This window comes from Crenothrix sp., assembly GCF_043729335.1.
Taxonomy (GTDB): Bacteria; Pseudomonadota; Gammaproteobacteria; order Methylococcales; family Methylomonadaceae; genus Crenothrix.
Window position 1 is genome coordinate 130,164 of sequence record NZ_JAYTLQ010000002.1, and the last position, 15,907, is coordinate 146,070.

The window sequence follows — 15,907 nt, forward strand, 5'->3', positions numbered from 1 at the left end:
ATGGTATTAGCAAAACGAGGATTAGGACGCGGCCTGGAAGCTCTGCTAGTTAAAGTGCCCATTATGGCAAGAGCTTCGCAGCAAATATCAACTATAGAACAAGCACAAGTCAGCCAAAATCAAGAGTTGGTCAGTGTCGATTTGCAAAACCCCCTTCATCCAATAGAAACTGACCCGTTAAAAAATCATCTGTTATTGCAAGAAGCCGAGGCTTTAAAAAGTTTTTTGGATGATTTTGAAACTATGCTGCAACAGCATAGCTTATAATACCGCCTGTCTTTTGAATAACGTCCGCACACCGGTGGACGTTATTCTACAAGCAAAAACCTCATGCGCATTTCAGGCGCATATCACCAAAAGGTGTTGCGTCCAAAAGCGCAATAACCCCTAAGCTCATAATAGACTAAATAGATGACGGCAATAAAACGTGGATTGGGTCGAGGATTGGATGCCTTAATGGGCGATATGTCGGCTAAACCGAATAAAAATCCGTTACAAACTTTGCCGATAGAATATCTGCAACGCGGTAAATATCAGCCGCGTAAAGATATGAATCCGGAAAAACTACAGGAATTAACCGATTCTATTAAAGCTCAGGGCGTTATCCAGCCCGTCGTTGTACGCAGTATCGGGTCAGACAAGTATGAAATCGTGGCCGGAGAGCGGCGTTGGCGTGCAGCGCAATTAGCTGGTTTGCAAGAAATTCCGGTGGTTATCAGAGACATTGATGACCGCTCGGCAATGGCGATTGCCCTGATTGAAAATATTCAACGAGAAGACCTTAATCCCTTAGAAGAAGCAGCCGCTTTACGACGTTTGCTGGATGAATTTACCATGACCCATCAACAAATTGCCGATGCGGTGGGCAAATCACGCACTACTGTCACCAATTTATTGCGGCTGATGGATTTGCATCCCGACGTCAAAACACTACTTATTAACGGCCAACTGGAAATGGGCCATGCCAGAGCGCTGCTGTCTTTGGATGATGTTAAACAAGTTGCCATTGCTAATAAAATTGTCAAGGAAGGCTTAACAGTACGTGATGCAGAACGCTTGGCGAAAGAAAGTCAGCTGGAACCCAAAGTCATTAAACCCAAGATTATCGACCATGATACCTTACGCTTACAACGCGATTTGACCGCGCAATTGGGCGCTAAAGTAATGATTGACCATAAGGAAAATGGCACCGGAAAATTGGTTATTGCCTATACCAGCCTGGAAGAATTGGATGGGATTATTGAGCATATTAAGCGCAGCGTGTAGGAATCATGAAAAAGCCCCCACAAAATTACTGGCTCATGAAATCCGAACCGGATTCCTTTAGCATAGCTGATTTAAGCAAAAGATTGCATCAAACCGAACACTGGGATGGCGTGCGTAATTATCAAGCCAGAAACATGATGCGCGATGATATGAAAGTGGGCGACCAGATATTTTTTTACCACTCCAACTGCGATGTGCCCGGCATAGTCGGGATTATGGAAGTGGTTAAAGAAGGTTATCCGGATTTTTCAGCGTTTGATCCTGATGACCACCATTTTGATCCTAAAAGTGATGCGGCTAATCCGCGCTGGATAATGGTCGATGTTAAATATGTTAAAACGCTGTCGCGCACCATTACGCTGAGAGAACTAAAAGCTAAAACTGAATTGACTGACTTGGCTTTGGTAAGGCGTGGAAACCGCTTGTCGATTATGCCGATAAGCCAACAGCACTGGGATTTTATTCTGGCGCTCGAGTAAGTCCACCGGGCTGGGTTAACGATAAAACCGTTAACCCAACCAAAATCTACGCTGTTATTTTTTAATAACGGTCTTTATAGCGTCCACTACTTTTGATTCTAATGCGACCACCGGTTTATTCGCGCCATAAAGCGCATAAGCACCAAACAACATCTGATGGGCACGCCCCAATTTTTCCTTGGTAAAATCAATGGCAAATTGCTCTTTAAGCGCCTTACCATCCCAGTTATAAGCTTTTAAGAACTGCTCATTATCCACGCCTTTTTTGTCCCAATTCGCCAGTAACGACGAGGTAAAATACAAGCGCTTGCCATCCCAGCTTGAAGACACCATATTGACCTGTGCGCCGATTTTTTGCTCAAATACTTGCGTGGGTTTAAACGGATCGCTAATGTCAAAAGCGCGGGTTTTGCCATCCATAAAGGTATTCACCCACAGCAGTTTGTCATCGTTTTGTATGGAGATGTCTACCGGCAATGGAATTTCGCTAGGTACACCAATATCTGCCACTTCTTTAGCTTGCCACGCGCCTTTTTTATCGGCATAAATCAGCCATATTTTTGACGTTAATGCCGTGCTGGTAAAGCAGTAATGATGGCTGTCATCCAACGCACAGCGAATTTCTAAAGGAGCGCCCGGCACATCAAATACTTTTTTGGGCTGTTTAGTATGCAGATCCCATTCCACTACCGTATTGCCAAACTGCTTCATGGCTTCTGGATCTTTAAGCATTTTGCCAAAGTCCATCATGTAATTGGACCAACCGGTAAACGATGAAGTCAACATGAAATTAAGTTTTGGCAATGCGCGTACATCATAACCATAGCCATCGGCAAATTTGCCGGTTTTTTCTGCACCCTGCAAAGCACCATTCACCGGTGTCCAGTGTGTAGCAACATAATCACCGGCATTGGTGTATTCCACTAAACCGGTTTTGCCGCCATGATCTTTATTATTGGAAAGCCCGGTCATCATCATAACTCCGGGCAGCGCATAAATGCTGTGAGGCCCCACTACACCGCCGCTTTTGCCGACAAAATCAGTAATAGTTTTAGTTAAAACCGGTTTGGCGGGGTTGGTATGCACATCAAAGATAAAGATTTTGTTGGTGTCCAATCCACTCGCCCACAGATATTGCCGATCATCGGTAAAACCAGCATGATGCGCCTCATTGCGCCCACCCACTGACACCGTACTGACCACTTTTCCGTAAGTTTTGGATTTTGGATTGGCATCAACAGTCACTAATTTATCTTGCTCATCGCCGACACCTTCCGAACCTAAAGTCCACACATACACAAAATCTTCTTGGCCGGTAATTTTAGGCATATATGGCGACACGCAGGTTTCATCCGCCTGAACAGTGTTTATAGCCAGTCCGCCTACCGTAAATACCGATGCCGCAATAATACACGTCGATAACAATCGATTTAATCTTTTTGGAGCATTAATCATTAGTGTTTCCTCTCTGCTATCACCCAAAGGCGACTATGTTGAGCGCCCTTATGCGCCGGACACCCTCAATAGTATTGTTATTTTTATGTGGATTACTAAAGCAATCTCAGCCTTCCGCCGTGGTGGGATCAATCATACCTTTAACTTGCGAAACACGATTAGCGGGAAAGCCGCCTTGTTCTGCATGTGACCTCACTGTGGCTTCATCGGGGGCAATGTATACGCAATAGATTTTGTCATCGGTTACAAAACTTTCGACCCATTGTATTTGCGGCCCCATTTTACTCAGAACACCACATGACTTTTGGGAAATACCCTGCAAATCTGCCGCTGTTAATGCACCGGCGCCGGGAATATCGCGTTCGATAATAAATTTAGGCATAACTGATTCTCCTGATTAACGTTAATATTGAGATGTTTTGTTTAAAACGCAATTAACTCTTACGCTTTAAAAAAATCATTCAGTAAATCCTGACAACACTGGCGCAGTGGTGACACTGATTTTTCTATTTTCATGCGCAGCAACGCACCTTGCCAACTATTGAGTAATAAATCAGCTAGCTCGGTGGCGGTTTTATCATCACGCACCGAACCTTCCTGTTGTGCTTTCGCAAGTCCTGTGGCCAGTAAATTTCGGTAACGATTTAATGTGCTCTGTAAAGCCATTCGGCACAACTCATTGCTGCTGCCTAATTCACCCATTAAATTGCCCAGTAGACAACCACTCTTAAACTCAGTTTTTTCAAGCTCCCCAATAGATTCATTAAAATAGCGCCGCAACGCGGTTAAGGCATCGATATGTGGATTTTGCAAATGGCTATTTAATTGCGCGATAAAAGGTTCGATGTAATGCTGAATCACTTCGGCACCAAAATTTTCTTTACTGCCGAAATAATTATAAAAAGAACCTTTAGGAATACCCTCCGCATCCAAAATTTCTTTGAGCCCCGTTCCGTGATAACCCTGCTGCATAAGCAGCATGACACCTTGATTTAAAAGATTTTCCTTATTGATTTGTTTTTGAGTGCGACTAGTCATGATTAATAATATGACCGGTTGTCTTATGTTGTCAATCTATTTTTAATATCGCTGTAACAAGCACTTGCTAGGATAGAAATTGATCAGGATGTGATATGCCACAATTGACTGTGGGATATGCCCTACTTTGGTCATTAATTAAACCTTATTATCAAGCGAGGCCTGATTTTGAATGCTTTTTCTACAAGCAAAATAATTATATGCAGCAATTATAATGCCAGGAGCAGTGGCATATTGCCGCGCGTCAATATGCCACATTTTCAAAGACTTATTATATCGATACACTTGATCCAACTCTTGTGTATGAGTCCTCATAGACAGCAGTTATCATCCTTCCTCTCTGCAATGCGGGTTGCTATTTTAACCCGCATTTTTTTTAAGCCGGGGTCACTATGAACCGCAAAGCATTAATACCTACTTTAAGCTATATCAGCAAGCATGAATCCAATCGAGAAACCGCGATTCATGAAGCCGGTCATGCAACCGCCATTTATCTTGGCAATAAACAAAGGCAGTTACCCGATATTGTTTTTCAGATTGTTATTAACCGAAAATCAGTGCCCTATAGCACGTCGCTTTTGCGTAGAAGCCACCATGAGTGGATTGCCAAAATAGAAGGTGGACGTTTAATCCATGCCCTGCCCTCATTTAAACATTTTACCGCCGCTCAAAAATACGACTATCGAGATGCCTTTGAGGCCGATATTGTTAATCTACTCGTCGGCCCTCTGGCGGAAGCTAAATATGTTGCGCTCCGCGATGATGAACCTATTAGTCCGCGTTTAATTCCGCCGCAAGCTTTACATCATTATGGCGGTACCTCAGACCTTGAACTCGTTCGTGAATATTTAGAATGCTTTATTACTGACGAAGCTGAACGTGCCGATAAAATTGCAGAATTATTTTTAATGGCATTCAACTTTATCAACAATCCGGTTAATTGGGCGGCAATTGTGGCTTTAGCTGATTATATCCTGAGGGTAGACAAAGACCGAATAGACTGCGAAGAAGCAGGTTTTATCATTACTCAACAGCATCTGTGAACAGCTTTGCAACAATCTGAAAGTTTTTTGTAAACCTCTTCGATCTACCTTATACATTACCCATGAAAAATGAAAAAATTAATTGTCAATAAATTTTTAAGATTATCGTAATATGTGTCTGCTAAATTACACCAGCACGTCACACATCTTCTTCGATAGGAGTCACAATGAACAGTAATCATATAACGCGTTCTTTAAATCAATTTAGTCGCAATGACATTAGCCTTGAAACCGCTATTTATGAAGCGGGGCATGCAACCGCTATTTGCCTAGGCAATAAACAAAGAAAATTACCACCTATTTTTTTCCAAATTTTCATTACCCATGATACCTGTCGGATGGACAACGGATGGATCGCCAAAATCGATGGCGGACGCTTGATTCATACCCTCCCCTCCTCTATCGCTGAAGCCACCAGAAGCTTTACCGATGCCCAAAAACAAGCCTATCAACTGGCATTTGAAGCCGATATTGTCAATCTGCTGGTTGGCCCCTTAGCCGAAGCCAAGTACATTGCGCTACGTGATCACGCCCCTATTAATCCCTGTTTAATCCCTCTGCAACCGCTGCAATATTACGGCGAAACATCAGATCTCCATACGGTTCGAGAATACCTAGACTGCTTTATTACAGAAAAAGCAGAACAGATTGCTAAAATTGCGGAATTATTTTTAACGGCGCTTAACTTTATTAACAACCCCGCGCACTGGCGTGCAATTGTCGCTTTGGCGGATTATATTCTTCGGGTCGGCAAACAAAAAATAGATTGCGAAGAAGCCGATTTCATTATTGCTCAACAAGTTTACTGATTATAATTTACGAGCGATAACCGAATAAAGCCGTACCAATTCTAACCATAGTAGCGCCTTCAAAAATAGCAGCTTTTAAATCGCCGCTCATGCCAAACGAGAAGGTATCCAAGTTAGGATTATTAAGCGTAGCGACAGCCTGATAGAGCTGTCGGTAAGGTTGTCGCTGTAACTCAAAATCGTCTTGCGGTGACGGCATAGCCATCACACCGCGTAATTTTAAGCGGGGTAATGTTGCTACAGCAGCACTTAACTCAGGCAAATCTGCCAAACTAATTCCCGATTTTGTTGCCTCATTACTGATATTCACTTGCAAACAAATATTAAGTGGCGGCAAATGATCTGGCCGCTGATCATTCAAGCGCCTGGCTATTTTTAAACTGTCTACGCTGTGTACCCATTGAAAATGCGCGGCAATGTCCTTGGTTTTATTAGATTGAATAGGGCCAATAAAATGCCAGGTAATATCGAAAGCCCCCAATTGCTGCTGTTTTTTTAGCGCCTCCTGACAATAATTCTCCCCAAAATGGCGTTGCCCGGCTTGGTAAGCAATCGCTATGTCGCTAGCTGGCTTGGTTTTACTGACGGCTAACAACAAAACTGACTGTGAAGTACGCTGCGCAGACTCTTGCAGAGTGTTTATATCGGCAAGAATATGTTGAAGTCGCTGACTGATTGTGTCCATAAGTTGGCGTAAAATAGTGATGAGGTTGTTTATTTAACCGCATCACTTCAAAAATGCAAAGACTTGAACTATTGTATGAGCAAGGTTTTGCGTTTTTACCTGTTCAATAGTTTTTAAAGGATGTTATGGATATTACCGAGTTACTGGCTTTTTCAGTGAAAAACAACGCTTCAGATTTGCATTTATCGGCAGGTTTGCCGCCCATGATTCGAGTTGATGGCGATATTAGACGCATTAATATTCCCTCTTTGAGCCATAAAGAAGTCCATGCGCTGATTTATGACATCATGAATGACAAACAGCGCCGGGACTACGAAGAGTTTTTAGAAACCGATTTCTCATTTGAGTTACCTAATGTGGCGCGGTTTCGTGTCAATGCTTTTAATCAGGGGCGCGGCGCTGCGGCGGTTTTTAGAACCATTCCCTCAAAAGTATTAAGTCTTGAAGATTTGCAAGCGCCTAAATTCTTTCAGGAGATTACCCGAAAATCCCGTGGGCTGATTTTGGTGACAGGGCCTACCGGTTCCGGTAAGTCAACCACGTTGGCAGCCATGATTAACCACATCAACACCAATGAATACCACCATATTCTTACCGTTGAAGACCCGATTGAGTTTGTGCATGAAAGCCAAAAATGTCTAATCAATCAACGCGAAGTGCATCGCGATACGCACGGTTTTAACGAAGCTTTACGCTCGGCATTACGTGAAGATCCGGATATTATTATGGTGGGTGAAATGCGTGATCTGGAAACCATTCGCTTAGCATTATCCGCTGCCGAAACCGGCCATTTGGTGTTTGGTACCTTGCACACCACATCTGCTGCTAAAACTATAGACCGTATTATTGACGTATTCCCTGCGGCAGAAAAAGACATGATACGCGCCATGTTGTCCGAATCATTACAAGCGGTCATTTCACAAACCTTGCTCAAAAAAGTAGGCGGTGGCCGTATCGCTGCCCATGAAATTATGATCGGCACTTCGGCAATCAGAAACCTGATCCGTGAAGCTAAGGTGGCGCAAATGTATTCGGCTATTCAAACCGGCCGCAAAGAAGGTATGCAAACGCTGGATCAAAACCTGAAGGAACTGGTTGAGAAAGGTTTAATCACTTCCAAAATGGCGATGGGTAAAGCAGTTAACAAAGACATGTTCCGATAAAGGGTTACACTCGTGGATTTTAAAGCCTTACTTACTTTAATGGTGCAAAAGAAAGCATCAGATTTTTTTATTACTGCTGAACGCGCGCCGACCATGAAGGTAGACGGTAGCCTGGTTGAAGTGTCCAAATCGGTATTGTCGGCAGACCAAGCAATGAAGGTGGTGTTGAGTATTATGAATCAGCGCCAGAAAACTGAATTTGAAAATACCAAGGAATGTCAGTTTGCCATCACTTTACCCGATTTAGGTCGTTTTCGGGTCAGTGCGTTTACACAGCGAGATTCTGCCGGCATGGTGTTGCGACGGATTGAAAATGAAATTCCCGATGCCGATGCCCTGCATCTGCCGCCTATCCTAAAAAGCCTGATTATGGAAAAACGGGGACTGATTGTATTCGTAGGTGGCACTGGTGCCGGTAAATCGTCTACATTAGCCGCGTTAATTAGACACCGCAATATCAACAGCAGCGGGCATATTATCACCATAGAAGATCCGATAGAATTTCATCATCCGCATTTGGGCTGCATTATTACCCAGCGTGAAGTGGGCGTTGACAGCGAATCCTACGATGTGGCTTTAAAAAATACCTTACGGCAAGCGCCTGATGTTATTTTGATCGGTGAAGTCAGAACCCGTGAAACCATGCAAAATGCTATCACCTTTGCGGAAACCGGCCATTTGTGCCTGTGTACCTTACATGCTAATAATGCTAACCAAGCGATTGACCGAATTTTGCATTTCTTCCCAGATGAAATGCACGATCAGTTACACATGGATTTATCATTAAATTTGCGAGGAATTGTAGCGCAGCAGTTAATTAAACGCACCGATGGCAAAGGTCGTTACCCTGCTATTGAAATTTTGATCAATACACCTTTGGCTAAAGATTTCATCCGTAAAGGCGAGGTACACAAGCTTAAAGAGTTAATGAAAAACTCCCGCGAACAAGGCATGCAGACTTTCGACCAGGCGCTTTATGACTTATACACCGCCGGAAAAATCAGCTATCAGGATGCACTAGACTACGCCGACTCCAGAAATGAAGTGCGTTTAATGATTAAGATGAGCACTAATAGTAACGGTGTGGAAAACAACGATGGCTTGATTCTGTCTGAAATACAAAACTAATCTCATAGTAGAGACGCAAAATCTTGCGTCTCTACCTAAACCCCACAACATTAATTTTACAATTATATAACCGAGAATCGAAGCACATACGAAATAGTAAACTAACGCAAAAATTCTTTTACCAATAACCAGAAAAATGCCATATCTTCAATAAAATAACGTTTAAACATACGCCTTGGTTCTTGTAAAAAACGGTAAAACCATTCAAAACCTATTTTCTGTATCCAGGGAGGCGCTCTTTTAATTTTCCCCGCTATAACATCAAAACTACCGCCAACGCCCATCACAAAAGGGATTTGTAATTGGGCTTGGTAAGTACTCAAGAAATTTTCTTTTTGGGGTGAGCTTAGAGCAACAAACAAAAGCTGAGTCTGGCTATTTTTAATCTGCGCCACTAAGCCTGGCTCTTCTTCTGTTGTCCAATAGCCATTATGGTAACCCGCTATTGAGATATTAGGATATTTCTGTTGATAAATGTGGTTTACAGTGGAAACGATTTCTTCACTAGCGCCTAAAAAATAAATACGCCATGCTTTTTCTGCCGAGCGTTGTATTAATTTTTCGAATAGATCAATTCCCGCTACCCGCTCTTTTAAAGGTTTTCCAAGTAAGTAGGATGCCCAGACTACCGGCATTCCATCAACATTAACCAAGGCGCATTCGTTAATAATACGCAGCAAGTGCGGATCTTTATTGGCCTTGACAATTTTATCGACATTAACAACAACGTGCTGATGCGACTGACCGGAATATATAAAGCCTTCAATGGTCTGTAGCGTTTCTTCCATGGACAAATTGTCAATTTCACACCCTATAATATTAATACGCTGCTTCATTCCGCCACTTTATGGGCATCCTTTAAATGGCAGAGCCCGATAATCTAAAAATCAGGATGGGCTAAATATATTGGATGGAAATAATTTCATAGTCGACATTACCTCCCGGTGCTTTTACGGTAACAATGTCTTCAACTTCTTTACCGATTAAAGCACGAGCAATAGGAGAGCCTATGGAAATACGGCCTTCCTTGATACTGGCCTCATCTTCACCCACAATCTGATAAGTGACGCGCTTTTCCGACTCAATCGCTTCCAGCTCTACCGTTGCACCAAACACGACTTTGCCATTGGCATCCACTTTGGTGACGTCAATAATTTGCGCATTGGACAATTTTCCTTCAATTTCACCAATACGGCCTTCTGCAAAGCTTTGCTGCTCTTTGGCGGCATGGTATTCGGCATTTTCCTTTAAATCACCGTGCGCCCTGGCGGTGGCAATTGATGCAATAATGCGTGGTCGTACTACGGATTTTAACTCTTCCAGTTCTGCACGTAATTTTTCTGCACCCTTTACGGTGAGTGGTACTTTAATCATTGCTTACAGCTCCAAATATATATTGTTTTCGGCTTTCAACTCAAGACGATATAGCGTTAGAAGTAAGATGCTCATGGTTAGCCGATCAGACTCTTCTAAGCCCAGCGCACTACCAACGATTTAACCATTCGCTTTGAAAAAGCATCAGGGCTAAGTCCCATTCACAGCCTCATTTCCAGTGTAAAATTATTTATTATAATTCAATTAAATAAATGTCTTATGTAGGTCTTGCAAGCAATTAACCTCGCCCGCATCTAATTCGCCTAGAGCATAACAAGCCGCCTTAGCACCGGCCATTGTCGTATAATAAGCAACACGATGTTGCAGCGCTTCTCTACGCATGGTAAAAGAATCCGAAATGGCTTTTGCGCCTTCTGTGGTGTTAATAATCAGCTGGATTTGATCATTTTTAATCATATCCACGGTATTGGGGCGGCCTTCATTGACTTTATAAACGCTTTCACACGGGATACCGGCTTCTTTAAGAAATCTGGCCGTGCCGCCGGTAGCCACAATCTGATAATCCTTGCTGACCAGCATTTTAGCAATTTCCGGCGCTTTGTGCTTATCGGCGTCGCGGATGCTGATTAACACTTTGCCGCTATGGTTCAAATTAACACCCGCCGCACGTTGCGATTTGGCAAAGGCCTCACCAAATGTTTTACCAACGCCCATGACTTCGCCAGTAGATTTCATTTCAGGGCCCAGCAGTGGATCCACGCCTGGAAACTTCACAAACGGGAACACAGCTTCTTTCACCGAAAAATAACTTGGAATACGTTCTTCGGTAATGCCTTGTTGCGTTAAAGTTTGTCCAACCATTACCCGTGCCGCAATCTTGGCTAAGGCATAGCCGGTGGCTTTGGAGACAAACGGCGCAGTACGCGAAGCCCGTGGATTGACTTCCAGCACATAAATATCCTCACCTTGCACGGCAAACTGGGTGTTCATTAAACCTCTTACACCCAAAGCTTCGGCCAAGGCATGAACTTGTTCACGCAGTTTATCTTGAATAGCCGGAGCCAGTTCATAAGGCGGCAAGGAACAGGCCGAATCACCGGAATGCACACCGGCTTGCTCGATATGTTCCATCAAGCCGCCAATCAAGGTGCGTTCGCCGTCGTAAATTGCATCGACATCCATTTCCACCGCATCATCCAAGAAGCGATCCAGCAACACCGGTGAATCATGCGACACAGACACCGCTTCTTTCATGTAGCGGTTAAGGCCTTCTTCGTTGAAGACAATTTCCATGGCGCGGCCACCCAATACGTAAGACGGGCGCACTACCAAGGGATAGCCCAGCTCTTTAGCGGCATTAATGGCTTGTTCGGTGGAGCGTGCGGTGGCGTTAGGTGGTTGTTTTAAGTTTAAGCGTTCCAGCAATTTTTGGAAGCGTTCACGGTCTTCCGCCAAATCGATGGAATCCGGTGAAGTGCCAATAATCGGCACGCCAGCGGCTTCCAATGCCCTCGCCAATTTTAGCGGGGTTTGGCCGCCGTATTGCACAATCACGCCTTTGGGTTTTTCCAGATGCACAATTTCCAGCACGTCTTCCAAGGTCAACGATTCAAAGTACAAACGGTCTGAGGTGTCAAAATCGGTGGACACCGTTTCAGGATTACAGTTGACCATGATGGTTTCGTAACCGTCTTCGCGCAAGGCCAAAGCTGCGTGGACACAGCAATAGTCGAATTCGATACCCTGGCCAATCCGATTAGGGCCGCCGCCCAGAATAATGATTTTTTCCTTGTCTGTGACCCGCGCTTCGCATTCTTCTTCATAGGTTGAGTACAAATACGCGGTATCTGAAGAAAATTCTGCCGCGCACGAGTCGATGCGCTTATACACCGGATGTAGACTTTGTTTAAAGCGGGTGTTGCGCACCTCGTTTTCCGATGCGCCCAACAATTTGGCGATACGGATATCAGAAAAACCCTTGCGTTTCAGCTTGTACAGCTCGCCTTCTTTTAAGGTGGATAAAGTTTTGGTGGATAAGGATTGTTCGATAATGACCAAATCTTCAATCTGCGACAAAAACCACGGGTCAATTTTGCTGGAGTCGTGGACTTCCAACAGGCTCATGCCGCTACGGAACGCGTCGGCCACGTACAGCAAGCGATTGGGGCCTGGGTGGCGCATTTCGCGGCGCATCTTGTCGCCCGCATCGGGTGAGGTTAAATCGGTGATTTCATCCAGGCCGCTGATGCCGATTTCCAAACCGCGCAAAGCTTTTTGCAGCGCTTCTTGAAAAGTACGGCCAATCGCCATCACTTCGCCGACCGATTTCATTTGCGTGGTCAACCGGTCATCGGCCTGCGGGAATTTTTCGAAGGTAAAACGCGGCACTTTTACCACCACGTAATCAATCGACGGCTCAAAGGAGGCCGGAGTCGCACCACCGGTGATTTCATTTTGCAGCTCGTCCAGCGTAAAACCCACCGCCAATTTCGCCGCCACCTTAGCAATCGGGAAACCGGTGGCTTTGGAGGCCAAAGCGGAAGAACGTGACACCCGTGGGTTCATCTCGATGACGATCATACGGCCATCCACCGGATTAATCGCCACTTGCACGTTGGAACCGCCGGTATCGACACCGATTTCGCGTAATACGGCGAGCGATACATTACGCAGGATTTGGTATTCTTTGTCGGTCAGGGTTTGTGCGGGGGCAACGGTGATGGAATCGCCGGTATGCACGCCCATTGGGTCGAAGTTTTCGATGGAGCAGACGATGATGCAGTTGTCCTTGTGGTCACGCACCACTTCCATTTCGAATTCTTTCCAGCCCAGGACCGATTCTTCAATCAGCAGTTCTTTGGTGGGCGACAAGTACAGGCCGCGTTCGCAAATTTCGACGAATTCTTCCTTGTTGTAAGCAATGCCGCCGCCGCTGCCGCCCATGGTAAATGAGGGGCGGATGACAGTGGGATAACCCACTTCCAGCTGTGCGGCGAAAGCTTCTTCCATAGAATGCGCTGTTTTGGATTTGGCGACTTCAAAACCAATGCGGCGCATGGCCTGGTTGAACTGCTCACGGTCTTCGGCCATGTGGATGGCTTCTTTAGTGGCACCGATCATTTCCACACCGTATTTAGCCAGTACGCCGTGTTTGTCCAAATCCAACGCGCAATTTAACGCAGTTTGGCCGCCCATCGTGGGTAAGATGGCATCGGGGCGTTCTTTGGCAATGATTTTTTCGACGGTTTGCCAGTCGATAGGTTCGATATAAATCGCATCGGCCATATCAGGGTCGGTCATGATAGTGGCGGGGTTGGAGTTGACCAGGATGACACGGTAGCCTTCTTCGCGCAGGGCTTTGCAGGCTTGTGTGCCGGAATAGTCAAATTCGCAGGCCTGGCCAATAACGATGGGGCCGGCGCCTAGTAGTAATATCGATTTTATGTCGGTTCTTTTTGGCATGTTTTATAAAGTTAAGATTTGTACTGCAAATAATTAATTAAGTAAGCTTGTTACTTAGCCTATTTAAGTGGTTGATTGGTTTTTTATGCTAGCAATAGTTTTTTTAATTTCATCTTCTTGAATTTTTGATGCATCATCAGAATGGCTAGCGCAAATAAGAAGCTCTAATGTTTGTGATGTATTAAGCACGCCAATTCTGTGGATCGCATTATGTATGATTTTTTGATCTAGTTCTGCTGCCTCAAATTCAAAAAAATCATCTAATTGAACCCAGGTGTTGTCATGAAGAAAACAACTACCTTTTACAAAATAAAAATTTGGAAACCTATCCATGATTTGGCAACCATATTGAATACCGTATCTATCTGCTTTCGAGGTGGTTTTGACCACAATATACGAACCTAGGACACCATTGTTTAAAATGGTAAATATTTTTTTTCCTGTTTTCCCGTCTTTAAATTTAAAACTCTCATCAACTAAAAAAGTCCCAGGTGTCATCTATAGTTCGCTTTAAATTCAAGGTGTTCATTTACATTCTTACTTATTTGTCCCAGCTCAGCTTTATTTAATGCTAATTCATAGGGTATTTGTTGTTGTTTTAATCCTTGTTTTTCATAAATTTCATGCCAAGGAAGATTTTCTAAATGAGTTGCTTCAACCATGTCTTTCGCATACGAATTTTTAAATTCGCTGGCTAATTGCTCAAGCAATTTAATTTCTCGTTTAGAAAAAAAATCAGCAGAAAAACTGACTAAAGGATTAATATTCAGCATATTTCCTTTTGCTATTTTTTTAGACCTAACCTCAAGTGCTTGGCTAAAATCGCTACTAGGATTGGTTAGCTCATTATTTAATTCTGCTGGCACAGGCCCCATTGGCCAAGCAAAATAATCTAACCCAGTTACATTTCTACCTGTCCGAGAATAATGCTCAAAATCTAAAAAATACAATAATTTAAATAACTTGATTTTTCCACAGGATTTAGTGTTTGTTACGAAGTAAATTATGGCATTTATGAGTTTTTGACGACTATGATCTATTAACATAAAAACTCCGATATTTTTCTAGTTTGCATTTTTAAAAACTAGAGCTTATAGTTCAACCACTTGGTCATGTTGGGTTGAGAAAAGCGTTCAACCTAACTTACATTTTGTCCCAGCTTAAGTTGGTAGCCCTTCATTCGCTTTCAAACGGCAGGTATCTATCTTGGCGGCTTTGATTAAATTCTTGCAGTAAGCTATTAAAATCAACTACATCAGCGCCTTGTTCAATGACACGACGGTGGAAATCAAGACTGTTGGGATTAATGTCTTCTTTTTTTAGTATTGTGTAGCTGATACCTAAACGTTGCAATAAAGGCAATAAAAGATTTTCATCCTCGTTATTTTTAAGTTCTAAAGTTATTTGTAACATGTCGCACCTCCGTCAATTCATTGATGCATTAACGATTTACTAATAATGCCGTAGCATTAGCCATCAAATACCACATCCTCATAAATATCAGCCAAACTCAAAACCGCCTGATAATTTTCACATTCAACTGTCAATGTTTCATCAGCTTCCAACAGTGCTGATTGCCATTCGTCTTGGCTATTGCGGACAAAATATTCAACGTTTTCTCGGTTGGCGCTCACCAGCAAGTAATAGCGTAAACTGGGTATTTTTTGATAAGCCCAAAGCTTTTCACGCCGATCCGTTTTGTTTGTGCTAGGTGATAACACTTCAGCAATGAGGCAAGGTTGTTGCTTAAAATTATTCCCATCATCCTGACGATGGCAAACCAGCATAACATCAGGGTAATAATACGCTTTTTGCCAGGCAATTTTCAGTTTCATATCACTCAGGAATACACCGCAATGCCCACCGCGTGCCGCTGCACGAAGATGAAAGCCAATATTCAAGCTAATGCGGTTATGGTTTTCGCCCGCACCCGCCATCGCATAAATTTGCCCATCAATATATTCATGGCGCACGTTGGCGGTCAATTCAGCCGCAAGATAATCTTGTTCCGATAAATAAGTGATTTTTCGTAACGCTGTCATGA

18 protein-coding genes are annotated in these 15,907 nt (G+C 43.6%); 7 read left to right on the top strand and 11 right to left on the bottom strand.

The features are described 5' to 3' along the window. The 3 genes from ACHZC4_RS01165 to ACHZC4_RS01175 all read left to right on the top strand — a co-directional run bounded on the left by ACHZC4_RS01165 (position 1) and on the right by ACHZC4_RS01175 (position 1,745). Positions 1 to 267, top strand: a complete 267-nt coding sequence (locus ACHZC4_RS01165) for a hypothetical protein (protein WP_394751925.1) — start codon at positions 1 to 3, stop codon at positions 265 to 267. A 144-nt stretch (positions 268 to 411) separates the two neighbouring features. Then, a complete protein-coding gene (locus ACHZC4_RS01170; RefSeq protein ID WP_394751926.1) occupies positions 412 to 1,266 on the top strand; it encodes a ParB/RepB/Spo0J family partition protein in 855 nt (284 codons plus the stop codon). Positions 1,267 to 1,271: 5 nt separating this feature from the next. Continuing rightward, on the top strand, positions 1,272 to 1,745 hold the full coding sequence (locus ACHZC4_RS01175; protein ID WP_394751927.1) for an EVE domain-containing protein: 474 nt from the start codon (positions 1,272 to 1,274) through the stop codon (positions 1,743 to 1,745). A gap of 54 nt (positions 1,746 to 1,799) precedes the next feature. On the opposite strand, the gene ACHZC4_RS01180 is transcribed toward ACHZC4_RS01175, so the two are convergent. The 3 genes from ACHZC4_RS01180 to ACHZC4_RS01190 form a co-directional block, all read right to left on the bottom strand. Then, positions 1,800 to 3,200, bottom strand: coding sequence for a selenium-binding protein SBP56-related protein (locus ACHZC4_RS01180; RefSeq protein ID WP_394751928.1), 1,401 nt, complete (start codon positions 3,198 to 3,200; stop codon positions 1,800 to 1,802). A gap of 106 nt (positions 3,201 to 3,306) precedes the next feature. Beyond that, positions 3,307 to 3,582 (bottom strand): DUF4242 domain-containing protein, encoded by a 276-nt coding sequence (locus ACHZC4_RS01185; RefSeq protein WP_394751929.1) that lies wholly within the window; start codon positions 3,580 to 3,582, stop codon positions 3,307 to 3,309. Between the two features lie 59 nt (positions 3,583 to 3,641). Further along, positions 3,642 to 4,238 carry a TetR family transcriptional regulator C-terminal domain-containing protein gene (locus ACHZC4_RS01190; RefSeq protein WP_394751930.1) on the bottom strand — a complete coding sequence of 199 codons (597 nt, stop codon included), beginning with the start codon at positions 4,236 to 4,238 and terminating at the stop codon, positions 3,642 to 3,644. Positions 4,239 to 4,630: 392 nt separating this feature from the next. On the opposite strand from ACHZC4_RS01190, the gene ACHZC4_RS01195 reads away from it, so the two are divergent. After that, positions 4,631 to 5,281, top strand: coding sequence for a hypothetical protein (locus ACHZC4_RS01195; RefSeq protein ID WP_394751931.1), 651 nt, complete (start codon positions 4,631 to 4,633; stop codon positions 5,279 to 5,281). Positions 5,282 to 5,448: 167 nt separating this feature from the next. Beyond that, positions 5,449 to 6,090, top strand: coding sequence for a hypothetical protein (locus ACHZC4_RS01200; RefSeq protein WP_394751932.1), 642 nt, complete (start codon positions 5,449 to 5,451; stop codon positions 6,088 to 6,090). A gap of 7 nt (positions 6,091 to 6,097) precedes the next feature. Here the strand turns inward: ACHZC4_RS01200 and ACHZC4_RS01205 are convergent, their stop codons facing one another. Next, entirely contained in the window at positions 6,098 to 6,775 is a 678-nt protein-coding gene (locus ACHZC4_RS01205; RefSeq protein ID WP_394751933.1) for a YggS family pyridoxal phosphate-dependent enzyme, read from the bottom strand. Positions 6,776 to 6,900: 125 nt separating this feature from the next. On the opposite strand from ACHZC4_RS01205, the gene ACHZC4_RS01210 reads away from it, so the two are divergent. Both ACHZC4_RS01210 and ACHZC4_RS01215 read left to right on the top strand, forming a co-directional pair. Further along, positions 6,901 to 7,938: a type IV pilus twitching motility protein PilT gene (locus tag ACHZC4_RS01210; protein WP_394751934.1), complete on the top strand. Its 1,038-nt coding sequence runs from the start codon at positions 6,901 to 6,903 to the stop codon at positions 7,936 to 7,938. Positions 7,939 to 7,950: 12 nt separating this feature from the next. Further along, positions 7,951 to 9,066: a PilT/PilU family type 4a pilus ATPase gene (locus ACHZC4_RS01215; protein ID WP_394751935.1), complete on the top strand. Its 1,116-nt coding sequence runs from the start codon at positions 7,951 to 7,953 to the stop codon at positions 9,064 to 9,066. Positions 9,067 to 9,167: 101 nt separating this feature from the next. Here ACHZC4_RS01215 and ACHZC4_RS01220 read toward each other — a convergent pair whose 3' ends face one another. The 7 genes from ACHZC4_RS01220 to ACHZC4_RS01250 form a co-directional block, all read right to left on the bottom strand. Continuing rightward, a complete protein-coding gene (locus ACHZC4_RS01220; RefSeq protein ID WP_394751936.1) occupies positions 9,168 to 9,902 on the bottom strand; it encodes a WecB/TagA/CpsF family glycosyltransferase in 735 nt (244 codons plus the stop codon). A gap of 61 nt (positions 9,903 to 9,963) precedes the next feature. After that, on the bottom strand, positions 9,964 to 10,440 hold the full coding sequence (gene greA, locus ACHZC4_RS01225) for a transcription elongation factor GreA (RefSeq protein WP_394751937.1): 477 nt from the start codon (positions 10,438 to 10,440) through the stop codon (positions 9,964 to 9,966). Between the two features lie 204 nt (positions 10,441 to 10,644). Further along, complete coding sequence (gene carB, locus ACHZC4_RS01230) at positions 10,645 to 13,863, bottom strand: carbamoyl-phosphate synthase large subunit (RefSeq protein WP_394751938.1); 3,219 nt, start codon at positions 13,861 to 13,863, stop codon at positions 10,645 to 10,647. Positions 13,864 to 13,926: 63 nt separating this feature from the next. Then, positions 13,927 to 14,361 (bottom strand): hypothetical protein, encoded by a 435-nt coding sequence (locus tag ACHZC4_RS01235; protein WP_394751939.1) that lies wholly within the window; start codon positions 14,359 to 14,361, stop codon positions 13,927 to 13,929. After that, on the bottom strand, positions 14,358 to 14,909 hold the full coding sequence (locus ACHZC4_RS01240; RefSeq protein ID WP_394751940.1) for a Panacea domain-containing protein: 552 nt from the start codon (positions 14,907 to 14,909) through the stop codon (positions 14,358 to 14,360). The genes ACHZC4_RS01235 and ACHZC4_RS01240 overlap by 4 nt, the downstream gene beginning before the upstream one ends. 130 nt (positions 14,910 to 15,039) lie before the next feature. Further along, a complete protein-coding gene (locus ACHZC4_RS01245; RefSeq protein WP_394751941.1) occupies positions 15,040 to 15,276 on the bottom strand; it encodes a hypothetical protein in 237 nt (78 codons plus the stop codon). 56 nt (positions 15,277 to 15,332) lie between these two features. Then, positions 15,333 to 15,905, bottom strand: coding sequence for a Uma2 family endonuclease (locus ACHZC4_RS01250; protein ID WP_394751942.1), 573 nt, complete (start codon positions 15,903 to 15,905; stop codon positions 15,333 to 15,335). Positions 15,906 to 15,907: the final 2 nt, after the last annotated feature.